Source organism: Pseudomonas canadensis (assembly GCF_030980095.1).
GTDB classification, from domain to species: Bacteria; Pseudomonadota; Gammaproteobacteria; order Pseudomonadales; family Pseudomonadaceae; genus Aquipseudomonas; species Aquipseudomonas canadensis.
In genome coordinates, this window is record NZ_CP133298.1 from 4,891,492 (window position 1) to 4,918,244 (window position 26,753).

At 58.7% G+C, this 26,753-nt stretch carries 24 protein-coding genes and 2 pseudogenes; 15 read left to right on the forward strand and 11 right to left on the reverse strand.

What is annotated here, in order from left to right; genetic code table 11:
- Nucleotides 1–51 precede the first annotated feature (51 nt).
- The 6 genes from RB216_RS22680 to acs all read right to left on the reverse strand — a co-directional run bounded on the left by RB216_RS22680 (nucleotide 52) and on the right by acs (nucleotide 6,859).
- Nucleotides 52–816, reverse strand: a complete 765-nt coding sequence (locus RB216_RS22680) for an ABC transporter ATP-binding protein (protein ID WP_010208310.1) — start codon at nucleotides 814–816, stop codon at nucleotides 52–54.
- 27 nt (nucleotides 817–843) lie between these two features.
- Nucleotides 844–1,956: a succinylglutamate desuccinylase/aspartoacylase family protein gene (locus tag RB216_RS22685; protein WP_028617618.1), complete on the reverse strand. Its 1,113-nt coding sequence runs from the start codon at nucleotides 1,954–1,956 to the stop codon at nucleotides 844–846.
- Between the two features lies 1 nt (nucleotide 1,957).
- A complete protein-coding gene (locus RB216_RS22690; RefSeq protein WP_028617619.1) occupies nucleotides 1,958–2,656 on the reverse strand; it encodes an ABC transporter permease in 699 nt (232 codons plus the stop codon).
- Complete coding sequence (locus RB216_RS22695; RefSeq protein ID WP_010208305.1) at nucleotides 2,653–3,342, reverse strand: ABC transporter permease; 690 nt, start codon at nucleotides 3,340–3,342, stop codon at nucleotides 2,653–2,655. The genes RB216_RS22690 and RB216_RS22695 overlap by 4 nt, the downstream gene beginning before the upstream one ends.
- Before the next feature lie 91 nt (nucleotides 3,343–3,433).
- Entirely contained in the window at nucleotides 3,434–4,219 is a 786-nt protein-coding gene (gene aotJ / locus RB216_RS22700) for an L-arginine-binding protein AotJ (protein WP_028617620.1), read from the reverse strand.
- A gap of 684 nt (nucleotides 4,220–4,903) precedes the next feature.
- Nucleotides 4,904–6,859: an acetate--CoA ligase gene (gene acs / locus RB216_RS22705; RefSeq protein WP_028617621.1), complete on the reverse strand. Its 1,956-nt coding sequence runs from the start codon at nucleotides 6,857–6,859 to the stop codon at nucleotides 4,904–4,906.
- Nucleotides 6,860–7,256: 397 nt separating this feature from the next.
- On the opposite strand from acs, the gene RB216_RS22710 reads away from it, so the two are divergent.
- The 4 genes and pseudogenes from RB216_RS22710 to RB216_RS22725 all read left to right on the forward strand — a co-directional run bounded on the left by RB216_RS22710 (nucleotide 7,257) and on the right by RB216_RS22725 (nucleotide 10,214).
- Nucleotides 7,257–7,526 (forward strand): DUF2790 domain-containing protein, encoded by a 270-nt coding sequence (locus RB216_RS22710; RefSeq protein WP_028617622.1) that lies wholly within the window; start codon nucleotides 7,257–7,259, stop codon nucleotides 7,524–7,526.
- Between the two features lie 484 nt (nucleotides 7,527–8,010).
- Nucleotides 8,011–9,261: a ribonucleotide-diphosphate reductase subunit beta gene (locus tag RB216_RS22715; RefSeq protein ID WP_016979813.1), complete on the forward strand. Its 1,251-nt coding sequence runs from the start codon at nucleotides 8,011–8,013 to the stop codon at nucleotides 9,259–9,261.
- Nucleotides 9,262–9,326: 65 nt separating this feature from the next.
- Nucleotides 9,327–9,497 (forward strand): annotated as a pseudogene (locus RB216_RS22720) (HNH endonuclease); the annotation flags it as partial.
- A 72-nt stretch (nucleotides 9,498–9,569) separates the two neighbouring features.
- The gene (locus tag RB216_RS22725) at nucleotides 9,570–10,214 is read left to right on the forward strand and encodes an HAD-IB family hydrolase (RefSeq protein WP_032864314.1); all 645 of its coding nucleotides are present in this window, start codon (nucleotides 9,570–9,572) and stop codon (nucleotides 10,212–10,214) included.
- Between the two features lie 143 nt (nucleotides 10,215–10,357).
- Here the strand turns inward: RB216_RS22725 and RB216_RS22730 are convergent, their stop codons facing one another.
- Complete coding sequence (locus RB216_RS22730; RefSeq protein WP_122685417.1) at nucleotides 10,358–11,317, reverse strand: LysR family transcriptional regulator; 960 nt, start codon at nucleotides 11,315–11,317, stop codon at nucleotides 10,358–10,360.
- Between the two features lie 193 nt (nucleotides 11,318–11,510).
- Between RB216_RS22730 and argH the strand changes: the two genes are divergently transcribed.
- The 7 genes from argH (at nucleotide 11,511) to RB216_RS22765 (ending at nucleotide 18,299) form a co-directional block, all read left to right on the forward strand.
- The gene (argH, locus tag RB216_RS22735; RefSeq protein WP_078049901.1) at nucleotides 11,511–12,938 is read left to right on the forward strand and encodes an argininosuccinate lyase; all 1,428 of its coding nucleotides are present in this window, start codon (nucleotides 11,511–11,513) and stop codon (nucleotides 12,936–12,938) included.
- A gap of 97 nt (nucleotides 12,939–13,035) precedes the next feature.
- Nucleotides 13,036–13,914, forward strand: a complete 879-nt coding sequence (locus RB216_RS22740; RefSeq protein ID WP_016979819.1) for an amino acid ABC transporter permease — start codon at nucleotides 13,036–13,038, stop codon at nucleotides 13,912–13,914.
- Nucleotides 13,915–13,938: 24 nt separating this feature from the next.
- A complete protein-coding gene (locus tag RB216_RS22745; protein ID WP_010208290.1) occupies nucleotides 13,939–14,703 on the forward strand; it encodes an amino acid ABC transporter ATP-binding protein in 765 nt (254 codons plus the stop codon).
- 25 nt (nucleotides 14,704–14,728) lie between these two features.
- Nucleotides 14,729–15,550 (forward strand): ABC transporter substrate-binding protein, encoded by an 822-nt coding sequence (locus RB216_RS22750; RefSeq protein WP_308907928.1) that lies wholly within the window; start codon nucleotides 14,729–14,731, stop codon nucleotides 15,548–15,550.
- 118 nt (nucleotides 15,551–15,668) lie between these two features.
- Nucleotides 15,669–16,838, forward strand: coding sequence for an MFS transporter (locus RB216_RS22755; protein ID WP_028617629.1), 1,170 nt, complete (start codon nucleotides 15,669–15,671; stop codon nucleotides 16,836–16,838).
- Nucleotides 16,839–16,892: 54 nt separating this feature from the next.
- Nucleotides 16,893–17,840: a hypothetical protein gene (locus RB216_RS22760; protein ID WP_122685423.1), complete on the forward strand. Its 948-nt coding sequence runs from the start codon at nucleotides 16,893–16,895 to the stop codon at nucleotides 17,838–17,840.
- A gap of 93 nt (nucleotides 17,841–17,933) precedes the next feature.
- Nucleotides 17,934–18,299, forward strand: coding sequence for a helix-turn-helix domain-containing protein (locus RB216_RS22765; RefSeq protein WP_028617631.1), 366 nt, complete (start codon nucleotides 17,934–17,936; stop codon nucleotides 18,297–18,299).
- Between the two features lie 4 nt (nucleotides 18,300–18,303).
- Here RB216_RS22765 and RB216_RS22770 read toward each other — a convergent pair whose 3' ends face one another.
- Nucleotides 18,304–19,242, reverse strand: a complete 939-nt coding sequence (locus RB216_RS22770) for a GlxA family transcriptional regulator (RefSeq protein WP_028617632.1) — start codon at nucleotides 19,240–19,242, stop codon at nucleotides 18,304–18,306.
- 114 nt (nucleotides 19,243–19,356) lie between these two features.
- Here RB216_RS22770 and RB216_RS22775 point away from each other — a divergent pair, with 114 nt between their 5' ends.
- Nucleotides 19,357–20,160 (forward strand): SDR family NAD(P)-dependent oxidoreductase, encoded by an 804-nt coding sequence (locus RB216_RS22775; protein ID WP_028617633.1) that lies wholly within the window; start codon nucleotides 19,357–19,359, stop codon nucleotides 20,158–20,160.
- On the opposite strand, the gene RB216_RS22780 is transcribed toward RB216_RS22775, so the two are convergent.
- From RB216_RS22780 to RB216_RS22790, 3 genes are all read right to left on the reverse strand, one after another.
- Entirely contained in the window at nucleotides 20,144–21,508 is a 1,365-nt protein-coding gene (locus tag RB216_RS22780) for an amidase family protein (protein WP_122554756.1), read from the reverse strand. The genes RB216_RS22775 and RB216_RS22780 overlap by 17 nt on opposite strands.
- A gap of 249 nt (nucleotides 21,509–21,757) precedes the next feature.
- On the reverse strand, nucleotides 21,758–22,087 hold the full coding sequence (locus RB216_RS22785; protein ID WP_308907929.1) for a hypothetical protein: 330 nt from the start codon (nucleotides 22,085–22,087) through the stop codon (nucleotides 21,758–21,760).
- A gap of 539 nt (nucleotides 22,088–22,626) precedes the next feature.
- Nucleotides 22,627–23,676 carry an MBL fold metallo-hydrolase gene (locus RB216_RS22790; RefSeq protein WP_122685427.1) on the reverse strand — a complete coding sequence of 350 codons (1,050 nt, stop codon included), beginning with the start codon at nucleotides 23,674–23,676 and terminating at the stop codon, nucleotides 22,627–22,629.
- Nucleotides 23,677–23,799: 123 nt separating this feature from the next.
- On the opposite strand from RB216_RS22790, the gene RB216_RS22795 reads away from it, so the two are divergent.
- The 3 genes and pseudogenes from RB216_RS22795 to RB216_RS29900 form a co-directional block, all read left to right on the forward strand.
- Nucleotides 23,800–24,426 carry a TetR/AcrR family transcriptional regulator gene (locus tag RB216_RS22795; RefSeq protein WP_028617637.1) on the forward strand — a complete coding sequence of 209 codons (627 nt, stop codon included), beginning with the start codon at nucleotides 23,800–23,802 and terminating at the stop codon, nucleotides 24,424–24,426.
- Between the two features lie 190 nt (nucleotides 24,427–24,616).
- Nucleotides 24,617–25,675, forward strand: a complete 1,059-nt coding sequence (locus tag RB216_RS22800) for a diguanylate cyclase (protein WP_028617638.1) — start codon at nucleotides 24,617–24,619, stop codon at nucleotides 25,673–25,675.
- A 262-nt stretch (nucleotides 25,676–25,937) separates the two neighbouring features.
- Nucleotides 25,938–26,705: pseudogene (locus RB216_RS29900) on the forward strand (PAS domain-containing protein); the annotation flags it as partial.
- Between the last annotated feature and the right edge of the window lie 48 nt (nucleotides 26,706–26,753).

Below are 26,753 nucleotides of genomic sequence, written 5' to 3' on the forward strand. Positions count from 1 at the left end.
GTTTCAAGACTGTGGAGCATGCACTACTTCAGTGCACAACGGCAGTCTTGATTATTTCAAGCTGCCGGACAAGAACTGCTGCAAACGCTCGGACTGCGGGTTCACCAGCACTTCACGCGGGTTACCGCGCTCTTCGACGATGCCTTTGTGCAAAAACACAAGTTGGTTCGACACTTCACGGGCAAAGCCCATTTCATGGGTCACCACCACCATGGTGCGGCCTTCCTGGGCCAGGTCCTGCATCACCTTGAGCACTTCACCGACCAGTTCCGGGTCGAGCGCCGAGGTGGGCTCGTCGAACAACATCACTTCCGGTTCCATTGCCAAGGCACGGGCGATGGCTACGCGCTGCTGCTCGCCGCCGGACATGTGACCGGGGAACGCATCTTTACGATGACCCACACCGACCTTGGCCAGGTAGTGCTCGGCCTTTTCACGGGCTTCTTTCTTCGACACGCCCAGCACGTGCACCGGGGCTTCCATCACGTTTTCAATCGCGGTCATGTGTGACCACAGGTTGAAATGCTGGAACACCATGGACAGCCGCGAACGCATGCGTTGCAGTTGCTTAGGGTCGGCAGCCTTCATGGCGCCGTCCTTGTTGGCCACCAGTTTCAGCTCTTCGTTGTTCAGCAGAATCTTGCCGGCGTGGGGTTGCTCCAGCAGGTTGATGCAGCGCAAAAAGGTACTTTTGCCCGAACCACTGGAACCGATGATGCTGATCACATCACCGGCTGCGGCGGCCAGGGACACGCCTTTGAGCACTTCATGACTGCCATAGCGTTTATGCAGGTCTTGGACTTCAAGTTTGTACATGCGGTCGGTTCTCACAAAAACAGGTGGTCAGTCGTTGAGCAAGCGCCCGTGACGCAGCGCTTCGCGCCCCGCCACCTTGGCCAGCCAGAAACCCGCTTGGGCATAACGTAGCCGTTCAACGGCAAACAACACCCCCGAAGTACCTGCGCAGATGGTGCTGACGCGGTCTTCCAGGGGATCAATCACTTCAAAAATCGGCTCGCCTTTTTCGATCCATTCACCGGCTTTGCGCAGGTAACTGATCACCCCGGCGTGGGGCGCGAACAGCAATTCAGTGCCCTCGAAAGGCACGCCTTCGCAAGGTTCGAATTGCGGCGCAGGCCATTCGCCCTTGATCAAGCCCTGCTCAGCGAGGAACGCGAGAATACCTTCGGCGTGAAAAATCGCCTCGTCACGCCCGGTATCGGCCTGACCGCCCAGCTCCAGCGTAGTCGCCAGGCAAGCCAACGGGATTTGCGACTCAGGAAACGCCTGAGACAAACGCAACCACGGCAGCGAACAGGCCTCATCGAACGAACTGCCGCCGGAGTCTTCCGCCAGCAGGCCGACCTTCACATTCAAATGCGCCGACAGCGAACGCCACTGCGGCCAGTGCTGCGGCAGCGCGTACATGTGCAGTGCGGCTTCGGCGTCGCAATGCAGGTCGAGCACCACATCGGCGGTGCAGGCGTGGCTCAGCAAGATGCGCTGCATGCCTTGCAACTGGCTGCTTGGCTCGGGCAACGCGCTGAGTACATCGCTCATCGCCTGACGGATCAAACGCACATTGGCGTGGGGGTCATCACCCAACTTGCCGCTGAGCAACTCGGCAACCGGCTCGCTCAACTCGACGAAATCACGGTTGAAGTTCTTGCCGCTGCCCACCTCGAAACGGCCCTGGTGGCTGCCTTGCAGCAGTTGGCCCAGGCCCATTGGGTTGGCCACCGGCACCAGCTCGATCACGCCGTTGAGCGCGCCTTGCTGTTCCAGTTCGGCGAGGCGCTTTTTCAGCTCCCACGCGGCGCGCATGCCGGGCAATTCATCGGCGTGCAGGCTTGCCTGGATATACGCCTTGCGCTCGCCCTGGCCGAAACGGAATACGCTCAGTTGACGCTCGCAGCCCAGGTGGCCCCAAGGCAACAGGTGATCGATACGTTCCATATCAATGCTTCCGTGGAGCCAGGTAGCTCAGCCAGCGGCGCTCGGCCAACTTGAACAGGCGCACCAGAATGAAGGTCAGGCACAGGTAGAACACGCCAGCGGTGATGTAGGCTTCGAACGGCAGGTAGAACTGGGCGTTCACCGTGCGCGCGGCGCCGGTGATGTCGATCAGGGTGACGATGGAGGCCAGGCTGGTGGTCTGCAGCATCATGATCACTTCGTTGCTGTACTGCGGCAGCGCACGGCGCAAGGCCGATGGCAACAGGATGCGGCGATACAGTTTGTAGCGCGACATGCCCATGGCCTTGGCCGCTTCGATTTCGCCATTGGGGGTGGCCTTGAGGCTACCGGCGATGATCTCGGCGGTGTAGGCGCTGGTGTTGATCGCAAACGCCAGGCACGCACAGAACGTGGCACTGGACAGCAGCGGCCAGAGGAAACTTTCGCGCACCACTTCAAATTGGGCCAGGCCGTAGTAGATCAGGAACAGCTGCACCAACATCGGCGTGCCACGGATCACGTAGGTGTATAGCCAGGCCGCGCCGTTGATGATCGGCTGCTTGGACACGCGCATCAAGCCCAAAGGCAAAGCTGCGAGCAGGCCGAAGAACAGCGAGATGGCGAGCAGTTTCAGGGTGGTCAGCAGGCCGCCAAGGTACAGCGGCATGGCCTCCCAGATGACGTTGTAGTCGAAGATCATAGATCAGCCGCCCTTACGCCTACCGAGTAGCGCTTCTCAAGATGACGCAAGGCCAGCAACGACACACTGGTGATCACCAGGTACATCGCCGCCACTGCGAGGAAGAAGGTAAAAGGCTCGCGGGTAGCGTCTGCCGCCTGCTTGGCCTTGAACATCATGTCTTGCAGGCCCACCACCGAAATCAGCGCGGTGGCTTTGGTGAGGACCAGCCAGTTGTTGGTAAACCCGGGGATCGCCAGCCGGATCATCTGCGGCACCATCACCCGGAAAAACACCTGGAAACTGCTCATGCCATACGCAAGGCCGGCTTCGGCCTGGCCCTTGGGAATGGCCATGAAGGCGCCACGGAAGGTTTCCGACAGGTAGGCGCCAAAGATGAAACCCAGGGTACCGATACCGGCGGCCAAGGGGTTCAAGTCGATATAGTCGTCGTAGCCCAGCATCGGCGCGACGCGGTTGAGCAGGTCCTGACCGCCGTAGAAAATCAGCAGGATCAGCACCAGGTCGGGGATCCCGCGGATCACCGTGGAGTACAAGTCACCCAGCCAAGCCAACCAGCGCACCGGCGACAGGCGTAACGCGACCCCGATCAGACCCAGAACAATGGCCAAGGCCATGGACGACAAGGCGAGCTGAAGCGTCAACCATGCGCCATCGAGGATGACGGCCCCGTAGCCTTTCAACATGATTCAGGTCCTCGAAAAGGGGGATGAAAAAATGGCGCAAACCTCAGGAATTCTGTTGCTTGCGCCATTTTGGACAGACAGCTGCGACGATTTACTTGGCGTCAGCGCCGTAGATATCGAAGTCGAAGTACTTGTCCTGGATTTTCTTGTACTCACCGTTGGCACGGATCGCGGCAATGGCTGCGTTGATACGGTCGAGGTTTTCCTTGTCGCCTTTGCGTACGGCGATGCCGATGCCGTCACCGAAGTACTTGGCGTCGGTGAACTGTGGGCCCACAAACGCGTAGCCTTTACCGGCCGGCGTCTTCAGGAAGCCGTCTTGCAGCAGGGTGGCGTCGGCCACGGTGCCGTCGAGGCGACCGGCTTCAACGTCCAGGTAGATTTCGTTCTGCGAGCTGTAAGGCACAACCGTGGCGCCTTTAGGAGCCAGGACTTCCTTGGCGAAACGATCGTGGATCGAACCGCGTTGTACGCCGATTTTCTTACCCTTCAATTCATCCAGGCTGTCGCTGACGGTGGTGCCTTCCTTCATCACCAGTTGTGCTGGGCTCAGGTAATAGCGGTTGGTGAAGTCCACGGACTTCTTGCGGTCTTCCGTGATGGACATGGACGACAGGATCGCATCGATCTTGCGCACTTTCAGCGCCGGGATCAGGCCGTCGAATTCCTGCTCGACCCAGGTGCACTTGACCTTCATCTCTGCGCACAGGGCGTTGCCGATGTCGTAGTCAAAACCGACGATGCTGCCATCGGGCGCTTTGGAGGCAAACGGAGGGTAAGCCGCTTCGATACCAATTTTCAGGGGCTTGCCTTCAGCGAAAGCCTGCATGGACAGCACGGACAGCGCCAGGGCGCCCAACAGCACGAGTTTCTTCATCTTGGGACTCCATCGGTATAGGGCAAAACAGCAGTATGAGCCATGGCCCACGATGCGACTTAAGGGAAACCGAATTGCGGTGCTGCGTCCCACACCAGTTACACACTGGAGACGACGAGCGAGTGATCGGCATTCTAACGACAGGCCGGAAGCCGATATTTCCTCAATGCGACAACAATTTACAGAAGCACCGAGAAAGCGGTTCCAGCTCATTGACAGCCTCTGTATTTTATGCAGAGACAAAAGACATTAAACCTGTAGACGCTGCAAATTGCGGGCCTATTATTCGCAAACCCTTCTAGCACGGCAAGTCTGGCGTTTAATCTTATTTGCTGGGGTGTCTAAAACGCGGTTTTTCGGGGCATTGGCGTAGCGCTTTGCCTCATGTTTGGGCGGCGGGTTACACATTTGCGCTCGACGGTAACATTCAGACATATCCCACAACACAATCCGATATTTATTGACCTTATGAAGTCGTCCCACCAATGAGCAGCCTTGGAATGCAATCAAACTGTGGGAGCGGGCTTGCTCGCGAAGGCGGTGTGTCAGTCAGCATATCAGCCAACTGATACACCGCCTTCGCGAGCAAGCCCGCTCCCACAGTTGATCTTCAGTGTTTTTGAGAGCGCATAAAAAAGCCCCACCCGGCCTACGCCGAATGGGGCTCCATCGCTCAAACCTGCTTTAAGCGACGTTCATGGTCTTGTGCGTCTCAATCAAATGCGCCACCACGCCCGGGTCCGCCAGAGTGGAGATATCGCCCAAACCGTCATACTCGGCCGTGGCAATCTTGCGCAGGATACGGCGCATGATTTTCCCCGACCGCGTCTTCGGCAAGCCCGGTGCCCACTGGATCACGTCTGGCGAAGCAATCGGCCCGATTTCCTTGCGCACCCAGTTTTTCAACTCCAGGCGCAGCGCTTCGTTCGGTTCTTCGCCATTTTTGAGCGTGACATACACATAGATGCCCTGCCCCTTGATGTCGTGTGGCACACCCACCACCGCTGCTTCAGCGACTTTAGGGTGGGCAACCATGGCACTTTCGATCTCGGCAGTGCCCATACGGTGGCCGGACACGTTCAACACGTCGTCCACGCGACCGGTGATCCAGTAGTAACCATCCTCGTCACGACGCGCACCGTCACCGGTGAAGTACATGCCACGGAAGGTCTTGAAGTAGGTGTCGACGAAGCGGTCATGGTCGCCGTACAGCGTACGCGCCTGGCCTGGCCACGAATCGAGGATCACCAGGTTGCCCTCGGCAGCGCCCTCAATCAGGTTGCCCAGGTTATCCACCAGCGCCGGCACCACGCCAAAGAATGGCCGTGCTGCCGAACCCGGCTTGAGCGCATGGGCGCCCGGCAGCGGGCTCATCATGTTGCCACCTGTTTCGGTCTGCCACCAGGTGTCGACAATCGGGCAACGGGATTGGCCGACGTTCTTGTAGTACCAGTCCCACGCCTCTGGGTTAATCGGCTCACCCACCGAACCGAGCAGGCGCAGGCTGGAGCCGTCTGCGCCTTCGCACGCAGCGGTGCCGGATGCCATCATGGCGCGGATTGCAGTCGGTGCCGTGTAGAGGATATTGACCTTGTGCTTGTCGACGATCTTCGCCACCCGGGTGATATCCGGGTAGTTCGGCACACCTTCGAACAGCAGCGTGGTCGCGCCATTGGCCAGCGGGCCATAGACGATATAGGTGTGGCCAGTGACCCAGCCGACGTCGGCGGTGCACCAGTAGATTTCGCCCGGGCGATAGTCGAACACACGTTCGTGGGTCAGGGACGCATACAGCAGGTAGCCGCCGGTGGTGTGCTGCACGCCCTTGGGCTTGCCGGTGGAACCCGAGGTGTAGAGGATGAACAGCGCTTCTTCGGCGCCCATCTCTTTTGGCGCGCAGACGGTGCCCGCCACTTTCATCAGGTCTTCGTACCAGATGTCGCGATGCTGGTTCCACTTGATGTTGCCATTGGTACGCTTGCACACAATGACCTTCTGGATGCTGCTGGTTTCCGGGTTGGTCAGGGCGTCGTCGACGTTGGCCTTCAGCGGAATCTTCTTACCGGCGCGGATGCCTTCGTCGGCGGTAATCACCACCTTCGACTTACAGTCGATGATGCGACCGGCCAGGGCCTCCGGCGAGAAACCGCCAAACACCACAGAGTGAATCGCACCAATGCGGGTACAGGCCAGCATGGCGACCACGGCTTCGGGGATCATCGGCATATAGATAGTCACCACGTCGCCGCGGTGCACATCCTGGCCGCGCAGGGCGTTGGCGAACTTGCAGACTTCTTCATGCAGCTCGCGGTAGGTGATGGTGCGGCTTTCGGAAGGGTCGTCGCCCTCCCAGATGATGGCCGCCTGGTCACCGCGCTCGGCGAGGTGACGGTCCAGGCAGTTATAGGAAACGTTCAGGGTGCCATCGGCGAACCATTTGATATCGACATGGTGATCGTCGAACGAGGTCTGCTTCACCGTGGTGAAAGGCTTGATCCAGTCAAGGCGCTTGGCTTGCTCGCGCCAGAAGCCATCGGGGTTGACCACCGACTGCTGGTACATGGCCTTGTAGGTCGCCTCGTCGGTCAGCGTGTTGGCTGCTACTTCGGGGCGAACGGGGTACAGGGAAGCCGCACTCATCTTTCTTACCTCGGTGACATAGTTGTTTTTGTATGGCCCTGTTGTAGCCGGGGCTGACCTATAGAACCATTCGACGATGGTAGTAACAAGCCCCTACAAATTGCCCTGATATCCCCGTTTGCACCTCTAGCCCGCGGGCTGCGGCGTTTCGCAGCTATGTGAAAAAAGCTTTACCACGGGATTGTTACAAAAACCGCCAATAGTGTTTATCAAAAGTACGGGTATATGAATATAACCTGGGGGCCTAAAATCAACTCCGCCAACAAGGCACTGTGATTAACAACGCAACAGCCCCCACGAAGGCAACGTTAATCCGAACTTCCCAACTCTTAAGTTACACACGTGGCCTCACAAGGGCCCCGTGACCCCATTCGACCTAAATAAGGTAAATAGAGAAATGAAAGCTTTAGTAGTTATGGCCCTCAGCAGCTTGTGCGCAACCGCCGCCCTGGCCGACGAAGCCCCGACTGACGTAGCTGGCCGCAACACCCCGATCGTTGAAGACTACACTTACAGCACCCACTTGGATGTTGCCAAAGTATTGTCCATGAGCAGTATTCCGGAAGTGTGCGAAGTTGTACCGGTGAAGATGGAATATGAAGACTCACAAGGTCAGCGCCATATTCTTAATTACCATGTGATGGGCAACGGTTGCTCTAACGGGTAATAACTTGATGCGTTCGATCTGAACCTGATCTTATTCGCCGCAAGAAATCGTTCTTGCGGCAAAGAACCGGCCCCCTCCGCCCCTCGCTGCGCCCCCTCGAAAAAAATCCTGCCGCTCGTCCCTCCGACCAACCCCAGCAAACCCGCGTCTTGGCTTGAAAAGTAGGCTTTTTGTCTGCGATCCGTGAGCATCCGCCACAACACAAAGCCGATTTTTTCCCTATAATGCGCGGGTAAATCGGGCCTGCAATATCCCTTTACGCTGGGATGAAGAGCCAGACCTGAGGCATCCCGCTGGAGCAAGCACCTACCGCTCCGCACCTCAAGCCTCACGCAGAGCACCCGTAACCCTATTCCGTTTAATGCGTGCGCTAGCTGCAACAAACGATTCCTTAAGATCCACCGCGGCCTCAGGGCCGTGTGAACACCCAACCATCCGGTTTCACACGGGCACCTTTGAGCCCTCACGCAGGAGACGACACGTCATGCTGAGCTGGGACGAATTCGACAAAGAAGAAGAAGGCGAAGTTGCCGCTAAAGGCGCCAACGCTGGCCACGCTACCGAAGCCAACATGGACCGCCTCGACGGTGATGGCGCCAAAGCGGCCCTCGAAGCCCGCGCCGTCACCGCCAGTGACTCCGCCGCCATCGTGCGCGCCAAGGCCGCCCTCGACAAACTCGACGTCGCCGAAGGCCTCGCCGAGCTGGAAGGCTCCGCCGCCCGTGTCGCCGTTGACGAAAAGCGCATGATCAACTGCCGCGCCGACCTCAACCAGCTCGTACCCTTCAAGTACGACTGGGCCTGGCAGAAGTACCTCGACGGCTGCGCCAACCACTGGATGCCGCAAGAGGTCAACATGACCGCCGACATCGCGCTGTGGAAAAACCCTGAAGGCCTGACCGACGACGAGCGTCGCATCGTCATGCGCAACCTGGGCTTCTTCTCCACCGCCGACTCCCTGGTCGCCAATAACCTGGTGCTGGCCGTGTACCGTCTGATCACCAACCCGGAGTGCCGCCAGTACATCCTGCGCCAGGCCTTCGAAGAAGCGATCCACACCCACGCCTACCAATACTGCATCGAATCGTTGGCCATGGATGAAGGCGAGATCTTCAACATGTACCACGAGATCCCATCGGTCGCGAAAAAAGCCGCCTGGGGCCTGAAGTACACCCGTTCGATCTCCGATCCGAAGTTCGAAACCGGCACCGTCGAGACCGACAAAGAGCTGCTGCGCAACCTGGTCGCCTACTACTGCGTCCTGGAAGGCATCTTCTTCTACTGCGGCTTCACCCAGATCCTGTCCATGGGCCGTCGCAACAAAATGACCGGCGTCGCCGAGCAGTTCCAGTACATCCTGCGTGACGAGTCGATGCACCTGAACTTCGGTATCGACGTGATCAACCAGATCAAAATCGAAAACCCACACCTGTGGGATGCCGAGATGAAGGAAGAAGCGACCCAGATGATCCTGCAAGGGACTCAGCTGGAGATCGAATACGCGCGCGACACCATGCCACGCGGTGTGCTGGGCATGAACGCGGCGATGATGGAGGACTACCTCAAGTTCATCGCCAACCGTCGTCTGTCGCAGATTGGCTTGAAGGAAGAGTATCCAGGCACCACCAACCCGTTCCCGTGGATGAGCGAGATCATGGACTTGAAGAAAGAGAAGAACTTCTTCGAGACCCGTGTGATCGAGTACCAGACTGGCGGCGCGCTGAGCTGGGATTGATGCCTAAGCCCATCAACCCCATTAAGCCCTGACACGTTCAGGGCTTTTTTATGCCCGGTGAATGGCCACTTCTTGAAGCACATCAAGCTGACCACCTCGCCCGGAAGGGTTCGGATCGCATCACCAATGCTGTAGCCTTGTGCCCCAATTGCCATCAGCGTTGTCACCGGTCGAGTGACCGGGATGCCTTCACCGAAGGGCTTTACGCCAAAGTCGGAAGATTGGCACGGGAGTAAACTCCCGCTGTCACACCTGATGCACACTCAAAAAACAGTAGATAGGACCGAGGCCAACCCGTGAACCCAGACATGCTCGAAGCCGGCCCCGCTGACGCCAAAGTACTTTCCGTCTTTGACTTCGACGGCACCCTGACCCACCACGACAGTTTCGTGCCCTTCCTCAAGTTTGCCTTTGGCCCCGGTGAGTTCTATGGCCGGATGGTCAAGCTGGCGGTGCCGGGGCTGCGCTTTCTGGTGCGGCAGATCAGCCGGGATGAGTTGAAGGCGCAGTTGATCCGCACCTTTATGACTGGGGTGCAGAAGACGTGGGTGCAGCAGAAGGCCGAGGAGTATTGCCAGCGCAACTGGGCGCGGTTGATGCGGCCGGCGGGGGTGCTTTCGGTGGAGCAGGAGTTGGGCTCCGGAGCAGAGGTCACGCTGTGTTCGGCGTCACCGGCGTTGGTGTTGCAGCCGTTTGCGAATCGGCTCGGGATCAAGTTGATTGGGACTGAGCTGGAGGTGGTCGACGGGGTGTTGACCGGTAAGCTCACTGGGAACAACTGCCGCTGTGAGAACAAGGTGCTGCGACTTGAAGCGGTGTATGGGGATTTGGGCGAATATCGGCTGCGGGCCTGGGGCGATACGCGTGGGGATCGGGAGTTGTTGGCGGCGGCGCAGGATGCGCATTTTCGGCATTTTCATGCGAAGAAGAAGCGGGCGAAAGTGCTGCGCTGACCATTGTAGTGAGCGGGCTTGCCCCGCGCTGGGGCGCGTAGCGGCCCTAAAACCAAACGCCGCATTCTGTCTGACAGCATGCGGCGTTTTTATTGGGACTGCTGCGCAGCCCAGCGCGGGCAAGCCCGCTCACCACAGGTTGATCAGACAGAGGCTTTGAGGTCTACGCCCAGGGCTGTGGCGAAGGCTTTTACCATCGGGCTGCGCGGGGCGTTGTGGCGCAGGATGAGGTTGAAGGCGGTGCTCAGGTGAACGTGCTCCGGGCACAGTGCGCGCAGGCGCCCTTCTCTTACCAAGGGCATAGCGTAGTGTTCGGGCAAGAAGCCGAGGAAACGGCCAGTAAGGATCAGGATCGCGACGGCTTCGACTTGTGAGGCCGACGCGGACTGGCTGTCATAGTTGACGAAGTTGGCCTTGTCGCGGTGGATCGCATACCGATGGTTCACCCCTTCGTATTGTCGCAAGACCTCGGGCGTGATGTCGTTCGCGTCGAAGAGTGGGTGTCCTACGGCACAGTAGGCGTGGGCCTTTTCTTCATACAGCGGAAAATAATCGAATTCTTCGCGGCGCTGGTACACCGGCACGATGCCTACGATCAAGCGTCCCTCCACCACGCCGCGCTCAACTTCGTCCAGTTGCGAGGCGTGTAGGCGCAATCTAATCTTTGGCGATTCGCTATGTAATTTCCCCAACGCGGCAATTAGCGGGGAATTAACATCGGAGACGGTGTTATCAATAACGCCCACACTAAGGTCGCCAATAAGCTCGTTTTGCGCCGAACTAAGCTTGTCGCGAAAACTGTCCACCGAGGTAAATAACTCGATGGATGCCTGATACACCAACTTGCCTTCTTCGGTCAGCCCGAACCCTTCCCTGCCCCGTGTGCACAGACGCATGCCGATGCGAATCTCGAGGTCGGAGATTTGTTTGCTGATGGCCGCGAGCCCCACGTTCAGCTCGTTTTGCGCGGCACTGAAGCCGCCCGCTTCGACCACGGCCATGAACACGCGCAGCAATTTGAAGTCCAGCCCGCTCAACTGCAGGGGCGGTCTTGTGCCGGGTTTTGGCGGCAGGTTTCCAGAAGTGGAAAGTGGAGTTTCCATAATACGCGTTGACCTCAAGTGCCATATTCAACAGGCTTCAACCCAGTCCTTGAACATAGCCAGGCGGCGATAATGAACATAAACATCCGCCCTTGGCAACCTTGAATACGGCGCGTCAGACGCTGATTCAGTCTAGTTGAAACCTTATTTTTACTGCCTCCGACTCTTCTAAAAACAAGCGTGAGGAATACCCATGTCCCAGCCCACCGACCGCCTTTGGGGCGCTCGTTTCAAGACCGGCCCGTCTGCTGCACTGGCCGCGTTGTCGCGTTGCCCCGAGCGCTATTTTCGCCTGACGCCCTACGACCTGGCCGGCTCCCGTGCCCATGCCCGTGAGTTGCAGCGCGCCGGGTTGCTCGATGAGTCGGAGACCCTGCGCACCCTCGAAGCCCTGGACCAGATCGGCCATGACTTCGCCGCCGGCCGCTTGCACCCGACCCTGGATGACGAGGACGTACACACCTTTATCGAACGCGTATTGACCGAGCGCCTGGGCGCCTTGGGCGGCAAGTTGCGCGCCGGGCGTTCGCGTAATGACCAGACCGCCAACGATCTACGTCTTTTCCTACGTGACCATGCGCGCACCATCACCACCGAGGTGCTGGGTTTGCAGCAGGCGTTGGTGGAGCAGGCCGAGCAGCATATCGAGAGCATCTGCCCCGGCTTTACCCATTTGCAGCAGGCGCAACCGATTGTGTTCGCTCACCACTTGCTGGCTCACGCGCAGTCGATGTTGAGGGATGTGCAACGTCTGGTGGATTGGGATGCGCGCACGGCCTTGTCGCCTTTGGGCGCTGCCGCGATGGCGGGTTCTGCGATTGCGCGCCAGCCGGAGCATTCGGCCAAGGAAATGGGCTACACCGGGCCGTGCGAAAACTCCATCGACGCCGTCGCCAGCCGTGACCATGTGGCGGAGTTTCTGTTTGTGGCGGGCATGCTCGGGGTGAATATTTCGCGTCTGTCCGAGGAGTTTTGCCTGTGGTCGTCGCGGCAATTTCGCTGGGTGGTGCTGGATGATGCCTACGCCACTGGCAGTTCGATCATGCCGCAGAAAAAGAACCCGGACATTGCCGAATTGGCGCGGGGCAAGGCTGGGCGCTTGATTGGCAACCTGACCGGGTTGATGTCGACGCTCAAGTCGCTGCCGCTGTCGTACAACCGTGATTTGAGTGAAGACAAGCACAGCGTGTTGGACAGTGTGGATACGTTGCTGCTGGTGTTGCCGGCGATGGCGGGAATGGTTGCGACCATGAAGGTGCAAGTGGAAGAGCTGCGGCGTCAGGCGCCGATGGGCTTTACCTTGGCGACCGAGGTGGCGGATTGGTTGGCGACCCGTGGTGTGCCGTTCAAAGAGGCCCATGAGATCACCGGCGCGCTGGTACAGGCCTGTGAGAAGCATGAGATTGAGTTGTGGGAAGCCTCGCCGGCGATGTTGGCGGAGGTGGATGCTCGGCTCACACCCGAAGTGCGCGACTGCCTGACACTGGAAGCGGCGATTGCGGCGCGCAGTGGGTGGGGTGGGACGGCGCCGGAGCGGGTTCGGGAGCAGATTGGGCGGTTGAAGTCCGCATTAGCGGCTCAACAGCAGTGGGCAGAGAGTTATCAGGGGTTCCGGATTTAAATCTGCGGTGTTCGGGCTGGCGTCTTCGCAGGCAAACCAGCTCCCACATTTGGACCGCGTACAGTAGTTAGAGCGTTGTAAGTTTTGGAGATTCACCATGAACCAAACCCCGGCAGAGCGCTTGGAAGCCGAGCGCAAGTTGTCCGAGAACCAGTTCGATATCACGCAGTACGAACACGTGCCGCGTCGTTATTACGGGCGGATGTTTTTTGCCACCTTGATCGTGATCGTGTTGGCCGCGCTGTTGCGTGCGTTTGCCAACGGCCAGATCGAATGGTCCTACATTGGTCAGTTCCTCACGTCTGAGGCCATCCTCTGGGGCTTGGTGAACACCATTGTCATGTCGATTTTGGCGATGGCACTGGGTGTGGTGATCGGGGTGATCACGGCGATCATGCGCATGTCGGCCAACCCGATCCTGCGTTATGTGGCCATCACCTACACCTGGCTGTTTCGCGGCACGCCGCTGATTTTGCAACTGCTGCTCTGGTTCAACCTGGCGTTGATTTTCCCAGTGATCGCGATTCCCGGCCTGTTCAGCATCGACACCGTCGACCTGATGACGCCGTTCGTGGCCGCCCTGCTCGGTTTGAGCATCAACCAGGGCGCCTACACCGCCGAGGTGGTGCGCGCCGGCCTGTTGTCGGTCGATACCGGCCAGTATGAAGCCGCCAAGTCCATCGGCATGCCGAGCCTGCAGGCGTTGCGTAGGATCATTCTCCCGCAGGCGATGCGAGTGATCATTCCGCCTGTAGGCAACGAGTTCATCAGCATGGTGAAAATGACCAGCCTGGCCAGTGTGATCCAGTACTCGGAGCTGCTGCACAACGCGCAAAACATTTACTACGCCAACGCGCGGGTCATGGAGCTGCTGATCGTGGCCGGCATCTGGTACCTGGCGGTGGTGACTGTTCTTTCATTTGGTCAAAGCCGCCTCGAGCGTCGTTTTGCCCGCGGCGCCGGCAAGCGTTCGTAAGTCTGGGTTGAGGAGATTTGCCCCATGAGAAGCATCGTCAAGGCCGTCAACCTGAACAAGTATTACGACCAGTATCACGCGCTGCGCGACATCAATATCGAGGTCGAGCAAGGCGAAGTGATGTGCATCATCGGCCCGTCGGGGTCCGGTAAAAGCACCCTGCTGCGTTGCGTCAACCAACTGGAAAAAATCGACAAGGGCGGGCTGTGGGTCGACGGCGAACTGGTGGGTTACCGCGTCGTCGGCAACAAGCTGCATGAGATGAACGAATCGCAGATCGCCCGCCAGCGCCTGGCCACCGGCATGGTGTTCCAGCGCTTCAATTTGTTCCCGCACATGACCGTATTGCAGAACATCATCGAAGGCCCCTGCCAGGTGCTCAAGCGCTCGCCCAAGGAAGCCATCGAAGACGCGCTGGAGCTGCTGGCCCGCGTCGGTCTGGCGGACAAGCGCAATGCCTACCCAGTGGAATTGTCCGGCGGCCAGCAACAGCGGGTAGCGATTGCCCGCGCGTTGGCCATGCGCCCCAAGTTGATGTTATTCGACGAGCCCACGTCAGCCCTCGACCCGGAGCTGGTAGGCGAAGTGCTGTCGGTGATGCGCGATCTGGCCACCACCGGCATGACCATGATCGTGGTCACCCATGAGTTGGGCTTTGCCCGTGAAGTCTCCAACCGCATGGTGTTTATGGATGCCGGCCAGATTGTGGAAGCCGGCAGCCCGGAAGAAATTCTAATAAGCCCACAAAACCCGCGTACCCAAAGCTTTATTTCTGCCGTTCGCACTTAACTAAAAAACAAACGAGAACGCCCCCATGAAAAAATTGTTTATCCCAACGTTGCTCGCAGGCCTGATGGCCTCCTCCGCTGTTTTCGCGGCATTGCCGGCGACAATCAAGGACAAGGGCGAGATCAGCGCGGCCATCGTGCCGAACTATCCGCCGATGGATTTCAAGGACCCGGCCACCAACAAGATCACCGGCCTGGACTTTGACCTGGGCAACGCCCTGGCCGAGCGCCTGGGCGTGAAGATCAAGTGGCAGGAAACCGGCTTCGAGCAGATGCTCAGCGGCTTGACCACCAAGCGCGTGGACATCGTGCTGTCGGGCATGTCCGACACCGCCGAACGCCAGAAGGCCGTGACCTTCATCGACTACTTCACCAGCGGCCCGCAGCTCTACACACTGGCCAAGCGTGAAGACCTCAAGGAATTGACTGACCTGTGCGGTAAAAAAGTCGGCACCAGCCGCCGTACCACCTGGCCGTCGGAAATTGCCGCATGGAGCAAGGAAAACTGCGAGGCGGCGGGTAAGCCGGCGATCGTGGTGATCGGCACCGAAGGTTCGGCGGATGCGCGGGCGCAGTTGCAGCAGAATCGCCTGGATGCCGCGATGCAGGGCAGCGAGACCATTCCCTACTTGATGTCGCTGGACAAGGGCAAGTACAAGCCGGTGGGCCTGGCGATTTCCAAGCAATTCACGGGGCTTGGGATTGACAAGAGCAACACGGAATTGGTCACGGCGATCAGTGAAGCGTTGCAGGGCATGATTGATGACGGCACCTACGGCAAGATCCTGAAAAAGTGGGACCTGGAGCAAGGCGCCGTAGAAAAAATCTCCATCAACGCCGGCCAGTAACCCACAACCTTGTAGGAGCCGGCTTGCCGGCGATAGCGAGTTTACGGACGCCATCGCCGGCAAGCCGGCTCCTACACGGAATGTGTGCACTTGATCGAATAAGGACATCTGCCCCACCGTGGCCACCTACTCCCTAGTAATCCGCCGCCTGATGATCTGCTCGGTGACCATCGTGGTCAGCCGCGCCATGACCAGCCCGTTGCTGGCCCTGTTGCTGAGTACCCGCCTTGGCCTGAACCAGCAGGACATCGGCCTGCTGATGGGCATTGCCGTCTTTATCGCGACCTTGCTGGGCCTGTACGGCGGCTACATCATCGACCGCCTGGAAAAGCGCAAGCTGCTGATCCTGGCCATGCTCTCCAGCTCCATCGGTTTTCTGTTGCTGACTTTTGCCAGCAACCTCTACCTCACCACCCTGACCCTGGTCATCACCGAAGCGGCGTCGGCGCTGTTCCTGATTGGCTCAAAAGCCATCATCAGCGAGAACCTGCCGGTGGGTGACCGTGCCAAGGTGTTTTCCCTGCGCTACACCCTGACCAACGTCGGCTACGCCACAGGCCCGATGGTCGGCGTGGTGATCGCCGGCCACATGCAACTGGCACCGTTCCTGATTGCCAGTGCGATCGCCTTTGGCAGCCTGTTCCTGATGATCGGCATTCCGCCCACCCAACGGGATGACAGCAACAAGCCCTTGAGTTTTCTCACCACCCTGCGCACGTTGCGCAGCGACCGCACACTCATCCTGTTCACCAGCGGCAGCTTGCTGAGCACCATTGTCCATGGGCGCTACACCCTGTATCTGTCGCAGTTCTTGCTGGTGGCCTACAAGCCCGCAGAGGCGCTGAAGATTCTGTCTGCGGTGCTGGCGTGCAATGCCATTACCGTAATTCTGATGCAGTACCAGATCGGCCGCTTTCTGAAGCGTGAACAACTGCGCTACTGGATTGTGCTCGGCACGCTGCTGTTCATCGCCGGACTGATCGGTTTCAGCCTCGCGGACAGCCTGCTCACCTGGTGCCTGGCGATGTTCGTATTCACCCTCGGCGAGATGATCATCTACCCCTCCGAGTTCCTGTTTATCGACACCATCGCGCCGGATGCACTGCGCGGCAGTTACTACGGCGCGCAGAACCTGGCCGCGTTTGGAGGGGCGATGAGCCCGGTGATTTGCGGCTATCTGCTGATCAATGCGGCGCCGGCCAGCATGTTCTATGCATTGGGGGCACTGACTGCGGTCGGTGGAACGCTGTGTTTCTTGAGCGGGCGAAGGGTTGCAGGTTCTTGCTGATATTTGCGCTGGATCCCGCTATTAATAGCGAAACCTCTCACGGACCCGAGCCCGATGAAATTCGACACGGCCTACAGCCTGAGTCTCGATGACAAGTTGTCGATCTACGACGTACGAGACCTGAATTTCGACGAAACAACCGACTTCGACTCAGACGAGGACAGCTTCCTCTGCCCTAATGATGAATGTCGTGCGGCGTTTGATACCAGCAACGCACTGAGCACCTTCAACGCCAAAAACGTCAATTACCTGCGCACGCCGCATTTCAAGAACAAGACCAGCACCCGGCATATAGAGGGTTGTCGTTACACCAGTAGCCATAAAACCGCGACAGATGAAAATGACGACGAGCGTGAGGACAATTTCCCATCGGAGTTTGTCCTCACCCCTCGTCAGTACGAACGCAAGACACCAGTTGTGAGTACAGAGGGAAACGTCCCATACGATCCACTGAAAGTGCCTTCAAACCGAAGCTCTGTATCCCATAGCCCCAACGACAGCACTCCAGACAAAACCAGCGTGTTCGCCCACCCGGTGGAATGTTTCGTGTCCAACATCGACGACAAGGACAAGCTCAAGTCCATGCCGTTGAAGATCGGTGACCACACCGCGAGCTACTGGACGTTTTTCAAGAAGATCGAATACCTGCAAGACAACAAGGGCCTGATCTACTGGGGCAAGATCAAAGAAATCAAAGACTACACCAGTAGCTTTCGCATCGATTTCGAAAAGAAAGTGTGGCTCGACAAGAAGCCCTACTCGGTCAACGTCTACCTGAGCAAAAAGCTCATAGAGAACTATCGCAAGCGCAAAGCGTTTTTAGAGCAGATCAAGGCAGCAGTAGACAGTGAGCGAGCGTTGTACTGCTTCTTCTACGGGGTGACGCCGAAGCTGCAACAGGTGCCGAGCAAAAGGAATCCCGAGCAGACGTTTGGGGTATTCAGCGCGAACATCGAGAACCTCGACCACCTGATCATTCGGGAGGCGCCAGGGGTGGAATAGTGGATGTTCGAGAATCCAGTTGATGAGCGGTCAAAACAACTGTACAAAAACACAGTATAGTTTGCCCTCCCCCGTCGAACCTGGAGAAAACCCATGTCCTCTCTGGCAATGAGCTCTTTCGTAGAACAGCAGATCGTCCTGCATCAATTCACCGCCAAGCACAGCGTGCAGGCCCGCGCGATCTTGGGCTGGAGCCGGGAAGACCTGGCTCACCAGGCCGGAGTGGCGGTTGAGGCGGTTCAACAGTTTGAAAACCAATATGACGTGGGTGATGAAACCCGCCTGGCCTTGGCGTTTCGGTTGGAAGCTGAAGGGTTGGTGTTCTTCCCAGGGTTTGCGCCGGGATGGGGGATGAGTGTGCGCCGGTTCGACACCGAAGAACCGGAGCCTGTGGCGCAAGGCATCCTCTCTCGCTTGATAGGGGCAACGTCGGCACCACTTGAACCTAGCGGTACATAGAGCTTCAAGCCTGCAGTTGCAGCGCCCGACGCATCATTTGCGGCGGTTGGCCAAAGGCCCTTAGGAAGGCGCGGCGCATGCGCTCCGGGTCGCCGAAGCCGGTCTCGCGGGCGATGATATCGATGGAGTGATCGCCAGACTCAAGCAACAGGCGGGCTGCCTCGATGCGCAACCGCTCGATAGCCTTGGCGGGTGACTGGCCGGTTTCGGCACGGAACAATCGGCTGAATTGGCGTGGGCTCAAGTGGGCGACTTCAGCCAACTGCTCTACTGAGAGATCGGCCTGCAAGTGTTGTCGGGCGTAGACCAATGCGGTTTGCACGCGGTCGGATTTGGGGGCGATTTCCAGCAGTGCGGAGAATTGCGACTGGCCACCTGCGCGGCGATGGTAGACCACCAATTTACGCGCCACTGCGCGTGCAACCTCAACACCCAGGTCATGCTCGACCAGTGCCAGGGCCAGGTCGAGGGCGGCGGTCAGGCCGGCGGAGGTCCAGAGCGGACCATCGACGGTGAAGATCCGGTCTTCCTCCAGCCGTACATTCGGGTAGGCCTGGCGAAACGTGTGGGCGTGGTACCAATGGGTCGTCGCTTTGCGGCCCTCCAGCAACCCCGCGGCGGCCAGATAAAAGGAGCCGGTGCAGGCCGATGTCACGCGACGCGAGGTAAACATGGCTTGCTGCAAGTAGGTCAGCATCCCGGGCGTGGCTTTCAGCAATTCGTTGTCTCCCACCACCAGCAATGTGTCGTAGTGCTGTTGGCCGAAGGGCACGGTATCGATGGCGAAGCCCATGGAGCTTTTGATTGGCCCACCGTGTTCCGATAACAGGTCCACGCGATAAAACGGCTGGTCCAACTCAAAGTTGGCAAATTCGAACACGGTACTGGTGCCCAGGCTGAGCATCTGGAACCCGGGAAACAGCAGAATACCAATAGATACCATGGCGAGACCTCACGTCCCAAAAGGAGGGATATACGACATTGCAGCCAATACATTACACCCATAATCTTGGTTCCAACAAGGCCGCCCTTCCCCGGCCCTTCTGGAGCAACTGCAATGACTCAATCCAAAGGTTTCGCCCTGATCACTGGCGCTTCGTCCGGGATTGGCGCTGTGTATGCCGACCGCCTGGCTAACCAGGGTTACGACCTGATTCTGGTGGCACGCAACCAGCAACGACTGGACCAACTCGCGGCCCGACTGAAAGCCGAGACCCAACGGGACATCCAGACGGTGGCGGCCGACCTCAACTTGCCTGCCGACCTGTCGCGCATTGAACAGATTCTGCTTGAAGACAGCCGCATCAGCCTGCTGGTGAACAACGCCGGCGTCGGTGCAACGGCGTCACTGCTGGCCTCGGACGCGGACAAGATGGACGCCATGATCTTGCTCAATGTCCTCGCGCTCACTCGCCTGGCAAAAGCTGCCGCGACCAATTTCGTTGCCCAGGGTCGTGGCACCCTGATCAACATCGGCTCAATCGTCGCGCTCGCGCCTAAGTTGTTGAATGGTGTGTACAGCGGCACCAAGGCCTTTGTGCAGGCGTTCAGCGAATCCCTCGACCATGAACTGAGCGACAAAGGTGTCAGTGTTCAAGTGGTGCTGCCCGGCGCCACCGCCACCGAGTTCTGGAATGTCGCGGGACTACCAGTGAACAACCTCCCCGACACCATCGTCATGACCACGGAAAATCTGGTGGATGCCGCGCTGGCAGGCCTTGCCCAGGGTGAGAAGGTGACAATCCCCTCATTGCCCGACCGCCTGGACTGGGATGCCTATGAAACAGCACGCCTGGCCCTGGGGCCCAACCTGTCACATCGCTCCCCAGCGGCACGTTACGGCGTCAAAGTTCCGGTTTAACCGCTACCTGAGCTGCCTGCTCATACCCATGGGCCACTGCCAGCAAGATGGGTTCGGCCCATTGGGTACCGAAGAAGTGGGCACTGGTGGGTAGGCCCTCCTCATCGACGCCAGACGGTACGGCAATTCCCGGATAGCCGGCCGCTGCGACACCGAAGTAACTGTTGGTGTCGAAATCCGACACCATCGCGTCCAGGTTTTCTGCCTTGATCGGGCCATCGATCGTGCTTCTGAAATCCTGGATCAGCGCGTCCCACAGTGGCTTGCGTTCCTCTGGCGTCAGCGTTGAGGCGCCGATCTCCTTTAGCACAGCTTGATGATCCGTCTCACTGCCGTCACGTAAATCGTTGAACCGGATCAGTTCAGTCAGCGACCTGACCGGCAACCCCGAGCGCTTGCCCAGGTAGGTGTTCAGCTCTTCCTTCACATCCGAGAGCAACAGTTCGTCGTAGCGTGAGGTATCGGCCAGGCGCAGGTTGACCGGCACCAACACCGCGCCTTGCTCGCGAAGCACGTCCAGTGTCCGATTGAACTGCGGGCTGTTCTCCACTGATAGGGTTTCGCCATCTTTGGAGAACGTGGCAGGGTAGCCGATACGCTTGCCTTTCAAGGCCCCCGGTACCAGCAACTGCGTGTAATCGATACCTTGGGGCGCTCCTACACTTGCCGGGTCCTTAGGATCACTGCCTGACATGGCATTGAGCATCAACGCAGCATCAAACACCGAACGCGTCATCGGGCCCGGTGTGTCCTGGTGATGGCTCGCCGGAATAATCCCGTTACGGTCCAGCAGCCCAACAGTAGGCTTGAACCCGACAATACCGTTGCGTGCTGCCGGCACAATGATCGAGCCATTGGTTTCCGCACCCACCGCCAAAGGCGCGAAGCCAGCAGCAACCGCTGCGGCGGAACCGGAACTGGAACCTCCCACGTCGGCATCCGCTTGATGAGGGTTACGGGTTTGCCCGCCTCGACTACTCCAGCCATCGGCCCCCCCACGGAACCCAGCCATTTCAGTCATATTGGTTTTACCGAGGATCACTGCGCCCTGCTTGATCAGGTAGTCCACCAACGGGGCGTTCTTACCGGCCGTTGCACCGACCAACCCAAACGCGCCTGCACTGGTTTGCATACCTTCGGTTTCGATCGTGTCCTTGAGCAAGATGGGAATGCCATGCAGCGGCCCGCGCACGTTGCCGCTGGACCGTTCACGGTCCAGCTCACGTGCGGTTTCAAGCGCCTTGGGGTTGAGCTCAATGACAGCGCTCAGTTGCGGATCCAGCCTGCGAATCCGCTCCTGCAGATGAGTGACCAGATCGGCCGAAGTAAGCCCGCCCGGGAGGGCCATTTGCCTGCTTAGCTCGTTGACACTGAGGTACTCAGTACCGGCGGGCAAGGGTTTTGAAGCAACGGGTAAGTAGCCTCCAGCGAAGGACTGTACGACTTGCCGGACCATGGAGCCCATGCCATATGCGATCCCTACAGATGCGATACCTAACATAAGACCTCTTGAGGAGTAAGAGATGAAGAAGGACCAATGTTGATCCGTGGCCAGTCTAAAAACTCCACTCCTCATTGGCTGCGCGACGCGGGCGACTCACCGTGTGGGATAGTTCAGCGCTGCGGGTGGCTCGTCCTGCCGGTCCATCAGTCGGCGTCCGTTTTGATACCCCTGCACCAAAGCCGGCAGCCAATCCTTCGCCCATCGTGCACCGTAGAACCACAGCGTCGCGCCACCCTCGAGCGGCGTGCCAAACCCTGGGTAGCCACTCCAGCACGCGCTGTGGAAGGCGCTGCTGCGGCTGTCGGATACCAGGGCATCCAGTCGGAATGCACGCACCAGCTCATCGATTTCGTTGCGGGTGTGAAGGGTGTGATTGGCCCGGTGGGCAGCCACCGGTATCAGCTCAGCTCCGGATCGACGCAATATGTCCAAGGCTCTCAGAAAGGATGAGTTGTGCTCGATCCGCTCATGTTCGTGGTCATCTACAAACCGCTCGGCAAACCCCACGCGCCTGCCGCCCAGCGCGTGATCCGCCGTGAAGGCCGTGTTGTTTTCTACTAGGGGGACTTCAACCATCACCGGCCCGGAAGGATCGACTCCACTCAACGCAATCAATGAAAGCGATGGGTCCCGCAAGGGTTTCAGGGGAAGACTCGGAACGTCATATCCTGGAACGGGGACGCTTCGCCCAGGGTTTTCACGAGCCAGGGGCTCGACGCCGAAATCGATCCCTTTAGGGCTCGCATGATTGTTGGCTATCGTCGCCAGGCCTGAACGTTCAGCGAGAACAGGAGCAGGTTGGCCCGTCGGGCAAGTCATACCTGCATGCCAATATTTCTGACATCTACCGTCCATAAAATCCGCCCCCGAGAAATGACTTTCCGGGGATCATCGCACCCTTGGCTGGCGTCTGTCGCAGCTCTGAAACAGCTTGAAAACTCCTTTTTCCGACGCCTCTTACTTCAGTTGGCGAGGCGCTCCTCTGCACCTTGGGTTTCTACCTCCAGCCACCACGCATACCCTCGGTCAGGCTGGTGCAAGCTGAACGCCTGCCCCATCTGCGGTGTGGTGATAAACACGTTACGCTCCCAGGCCAGGGCCATAATGCGGTCGAACGGTTCATGCCATGCATGGAACGCCAAGTCGAAGGTGCCGTTGTGAATCGGCAGCAACCAGCGGCCTTTGAGGTCGATATGCGCTTGCAGGGTTTGCTCAGGTTGCATGTGCACGTGCGGCCAATCGACGTTGTAAGCACCCGTTTCCATCAGCGTCAGGTCAAACGGGCCGTACTGTTCGCCGATACGTTTAAAACCGTCGAAGTAACCGGTATCGCCGCTGAAAAAAATCCGTCGAGCACCATCGATCATCACCCAGGAACACCACAAGGTCTGGTTGGCATCAAACAGGCCCCGCCCGGAAAAATGCTGCGCTGGTGTGGCGACAAACCGGATGCCATCCACTTCGGTGCCCTGCCACCAATCCAGTTGCCGCACTTTGCTGGCGTCCACGCCCCATTTCACCAGGATATCCCCGACGCCCAGCGGCGCGAGAAAGTAGCGGGTCTTATTGGCCAATTGGACGACAGCCTTGCGGTCCAGGTGGTCGTAATGGTTGTGGGAAAGAATCACCGCTTCTAACGGCGGCAGCTCTTCAAGACTGATGGGCGGTTGGTGGAAACGCTTGGGGCCGGCCCAACTGAACGGCGACGCACGCTCGGCGAACACCGGGTCGGTCACCCAGAATTTGCCGCGCATTTTCAGTAAAACGGTGGAATGCCCGAGACGGAATACGCTGTGATCCGGCGCCGCCAGCAACTGCTCGCGGGTCAGCGGCTGCACCGGAATCTGTCCTACCGGCCGCGTGGTGCGCGGCTTGTTGAACAGCATGTTCCAAAAAATACGCAAGGTCTTGCCGAAGCCACCCTGCTGCACGGGTGCATCGTTGCTGAAGTGCCCTTGGTCTTGCTTGGGCGCTGCCGGCGAAGAATCAACGCGGGACGAAATCGTGGCCATTTACAGGTGACTCCTACAGACCGCTCTTGAATTACACTGCACAGTGTAGTTTCAAGATTGCAACAAAATACACAGCAAGTAAACTACAGAGTGTAACTTTCCTTGACGAACCGAGCGCCCTCCATGACTGCCCCTCAACGCCTTACCGACCGTAAACGCGAAGCCATCGTGGCCGCGGCCATCGCTGAATTTCGCGAAAACGGTTTCGAGGTGACCAGCATGGACAAGATCGCCGCCACCGCCGGCGTTTCCAAGCGCACGGTGTACAACCACTTCCCCAGCAAAGAAGAGTTGTTCGCCGAAATTCTCCATCAACTCTGGGCCAGCAGCGTTGCGCAGCTCGACGTCAGCTACGCCAGCGACCGCCCGCTGCGCGAACAATTGCGCGGCTTGCTGGAAGCGAAGATGAAGATGATGGCGGATGCCAATTTCCTCGACCTGGCCCGGGTCGCCATCGCCGCCACCATCCATTCGCCGGAGCGCGCGCAAGACATGGTCACCCGCCTGAGCAAGCGCGAAGAAGGTTTTACCCAATGGGTACGCGCCGCCCAGGACGATGGCCGGCTCAATTGCAGCGACCCGGCATTTGCCGCCCACCAGATCCAGAGCCTGCTCAAGGCGTTTGCATTCTGGCCGCAGATTACCCTGGGCCAACCAGTCCTGGACGCCGCCAGTCAGGCCTGTGTGATCGAATCGGCTATCGACCTGTTCCTGGCCGGCTACGAAGTCACGTCGCCCCGGCAGCCGTAAAAACCTGTTGTGTGAACGACATTCCAGGTCGTTTTTGACGTATTCGCACGCTGTCCTGAGCAAATGGCTTGGAAGGACACTGATTATTCCCACGCGAATAACTGACAATATTCACAATTATTATCCGATCAACGGTTCAACCCGCTGACGCACTTTGCCGCACCTGCAGAAAAAACGGCTCCAGGAATTTATGGAAAACAGACGAGGCAAAGGGCTTTCATTTGCCAGACGTATCTACAAGCCAAGGATTATCGGCTTGGGCATTGGCTGCATCAGTGTCACAGGCGCTCTTTATCCGCTCGCAATGCCGGGGTGGGTCTGGGCATTCCTGTTGTTCAACGGTTTCGCCTGGGCACATGTGGCCTACCAACTCTCAGCGCGCTCGCAATTCCCCTACCAGGCTGAGCAACGCAATCTGCTGTACGACTCATTGTTCGGCGGGTTCTGGGCCGCCGCCACGCAGTTCACACCACTGACAACCGTTACCATCCTTTCCATGATGACCATGAACAACGTGGCGGCGGGCGGCAAGCGGCTGTTCCTGCGTGGGCTGCTGGCGCAAGTGGCCGGTGTCGGGGTCGCCTGTGCGTTTTTCGGCATCAAATTCAACCCCAACGTCAGCCTCACACAGGTCTACACCTGCCTGCCGATGCTGACGCTCTACCCCATGGCCATCGGCACGGTTTGCTATCAGTTGGCGATTAAGTTGTCGGAACACAAACGCGCACTCAGCGCCCTCAGCCGAACCGACAGCCTCACCGGTCTGCTGAACCACGGCTCATGGAAAGACTTGCTGCACCTTAAATTTCATAAGTGCCAACAGCAGCAAAGCCATGCCACCATCGCGTTGATCGATATCGATCACTTCAAGCAGATCAACGACACCCACGGCCACATCGTCGGCGACGCGGTCCTGCGTCAACTGAGCCTGGAGTTGCGACGCAACTTGCGTGAAAACGACCTGGCCGGGCGTTACGGTGGCGATGAATTCTGTGTGATTCTTCCGCAAGTTCCGCTGGAAGAGGCGGCACAGGTGATGGAACGCATGCGCGAGACCTTCAGCAATTACCGCAACCCGCAGATCCCTGAATTGCGCGTGAGCCTGAGCATCGGCCTGGCTGATTTCCAGCCCTTCTTTACCGACGCCGCCATGTGGCTGAATGCGGCGGATCGCGCGCTGTATGCCGCCAAGGACACCGGGCGTAACCGTGTCAACATCAGCGAAGCAGTGATCGCTCATTCCGCCTGAGGTTGTCCTACGAGTCCTCGTCTGAGTCCTCATGCCTGCACGCCAAGAGAAAGCATAATGCCACCACTTGTCGGCTACCCAAAAAAGGTCCTGCCCCTGAGGCGAACTTCTTGCCAGGCTGATCACTCTGAACCCGTTGTTCCACCCCCGCTGTCGGTACAAGGAAGCTGACAATGAGCAAGTCAACCGTATAGCGAATGCCTTACGGGGGCAGGCGCATATCCAAGGAAACCCAGAAGCTTGCTTGCCCGAGCCCCCGAACATGCTATTTAAAGCCCATAAAAAAACCATCAACGCCCTGCAACACACCATCGCCCAACAGGCCAGCCTGCTGGATGCCATCGAGCGCTCCATGGCGGTGATCGAATTCGACCTGTCCGGCACTGTGCTGCGAGCCAATGCCAACTTCCTCCAGACCATGGGCTACCGCGCCGAGCAGATCGAGAGCCAGTCCCACCGTATGTTCTGCACCCCCGCATTCGCCCGCAGCGCCGAGTACAACCAGCTGTGGTCGAACCTGCGTAATGGCCAGTTCCAGTCCGGCACCTTTGAACGGGTGGCGGGCGATGGCCAGTCGGTTTGGCTGGAGGCCAGCTACAACCCGGTGCGTGACGAAGCAGGTCAAGTCATCAAAGTGGTGAAGTACGCCATGGACGTCACGCCGCGCCTGCAGGCCGAAAGCGAAGCCAATGCCAAACTGGCCGCCATCGGCCGCGCCATGGCAGTGATCGAGTTCAACCTCGACGGCACCATTATCACGGCCAACGCCAACTTCCTGCAGCGCATGGGTTACACCCTGGCGCAGATCCAGGGCCAGCATCACCGCATGTTCTGCAGCGCGGCCGTGGCCAGCAGCTCGACCTACAGCGACTTCTGGAAGCGCCTGAACCAGGGCGAAATGTTCAGCGGCCAGTTCGAACGGGTGGATAAGAACGGTCAGGCCGTGTGGCTCGAAGCGAACTACAACCCGGTGTACGACGCCGGCGGACGCCTGTGCAAAGTGGTGAAGTTCGCCTCGGACGTGACCGCCATGGTGCAACAACATACCGCCGACGCCGCCAGCGCGGCCCAGGCGTAC

Coding starts and splice junctions, on each gene's coding strand:
- RB216_RS22775 (WP_028617633.1), top strand. CDS start 19,357: ATGACTCAATCCAAAGGTTTCGCCCTGATCACTGGCGCTTCGTCCGGG.
- RB216_RS22770 (WP_028617632.1), bottom strand. CDS start 19,242: ATGGTATCTATTGGTATTCTGCTGTTTCCCGGGTTCCAGATGCTCAGC.
- RB216_RS22790 (WP_122685427.1), bottom strand. CDS start 23,676: ATGGCCACGATTTCGTCCCGCGTTGATTCTTCGCCGGCAGCGCCCAAG.
- RB216_RS22690 (WP_028617619.1), bottom strand. CDS start 2,656: ATGATCTTCGACTACAACGTCATCTGGGAGGCCATGCCGCTGTACCTT.
- RB216_RS22695 (WP_010208305.1), bottom strand. CDS start 3,342: ATGTTGAAAGGCTACGGGGCCGTCATCCTCGATGGCGCATGGTTGACG.
- acs (WP_028617621.1), bottom strand. CDS start 6,859: ATGAGTGCGGCTTCCCTGTACCCCGTTCGCCCCGAAGTAGCAGCCAAC.
- RB216_RS22680 (WP_010208310.1), bottom strand. CDS start 816: ATGTACAAACTTGAAGTCCAAGACCTGCATAAACGCTATGGCAGTCAT.
- RB216_RS22725 (WP_032864314.1), top strand. CDS start 9,570: ATGCTCGAAGCCGGCCCCGCTGACGCCAAAGTACTTTCCGTCTTTGAC.
- RB216_RS22800 (WP_028617638.1), top strand. CDS start 24,617: ATGGAAAACAGACGAGGCAAAGGGCTTTCATTTGCCAGACGTATCTAC.
- RB216_RS22780 (WP_122554756.1), bottom strand. CDS start 21,508: ATGGCCCTCCCGGGCGGGCTTACTTCGGCCGATCTGGTCACTCATCTG.
- argH (WP_078049901.1), top strand. CDS start 11,511: ATGTCCCAGCCCACCGACCGCCTTTGGGGCGCTCGTTTCAAGACCGGC.
- RB216_RS22710 (WP_028617622.1), top strand. CDS start 7,257: ATGAAAGCTTTAGTAGTTATGGCCCTCAGCAGCTTGTGCGCAACCGCC.
- RB216_RS22740 (WP_016979819.1), top strand. CDS start 13,036: ATGAACCAAACCCCGGCAGAGCGCTTGGAAGCCGAGCGCAAGTTGTCC.
- RB216_RS22795 (WP_028617637.1), top strand. CDS start 23,800: ATGACTGCCCCTCAACGCCTTACCGACCGTAAACGCGAAGCCATCGTG.
- RB216_RS22750 (WP_308907928.1), top strand. CDS start 14,729: ATGAAAAAATTGTTTATCCCAACGTTGCTCGCAGGCCTGATGGCCTCC.
- RB216_RS22685 (WP_028617618.1), bottom strand. CDS start 1,956: ATGGAACGTATCGATCACCTGTTGCCTTGGGGCCACCTGGGCTGCGAG.
- RB216_RS22715 (WP_016979813.1), top strand. CDS start 8,011: ATGCTGAGCTGGGACGAATTCGACAAAGAAGAAGAAGGCGAAGTTGCC.
- RB216_RS22745 (WP_010208290.1), top strand. CDS start 13,939: ATGAGAAGCATCGTCAAGGCCGTCAACCTGAACAAGTATTACGACCAG.
- RB216_RS22730 (WP_122685417.1), bottom strand. CDS start 11,317: ATGGAAACTCCACTTTCCACTTCTGGAAACCTGCCGCCAAAACCCGGC.
- RB216_RS22765 (WP_028617631.1), top strand. CDS start 17,934: ATGTCCTCTCTGGCAATGAGCTCTTTCGTAGAACAGCAGATCGTCCTG.
- RB216_RS22760 (WP_122685423.1), top strand. CDS start 16,893: ATGAAATTCGACACGGCCTACAGCCTGAGTCTCGATGACAAGTTGTCG.
- aotJ (WP_028617620.1), bottom strand. CDS start 4,219: ATGAAGAAACTCGTGCTGTTGGGCGCCCTGGCGCTGTCCGTGCTGTCC.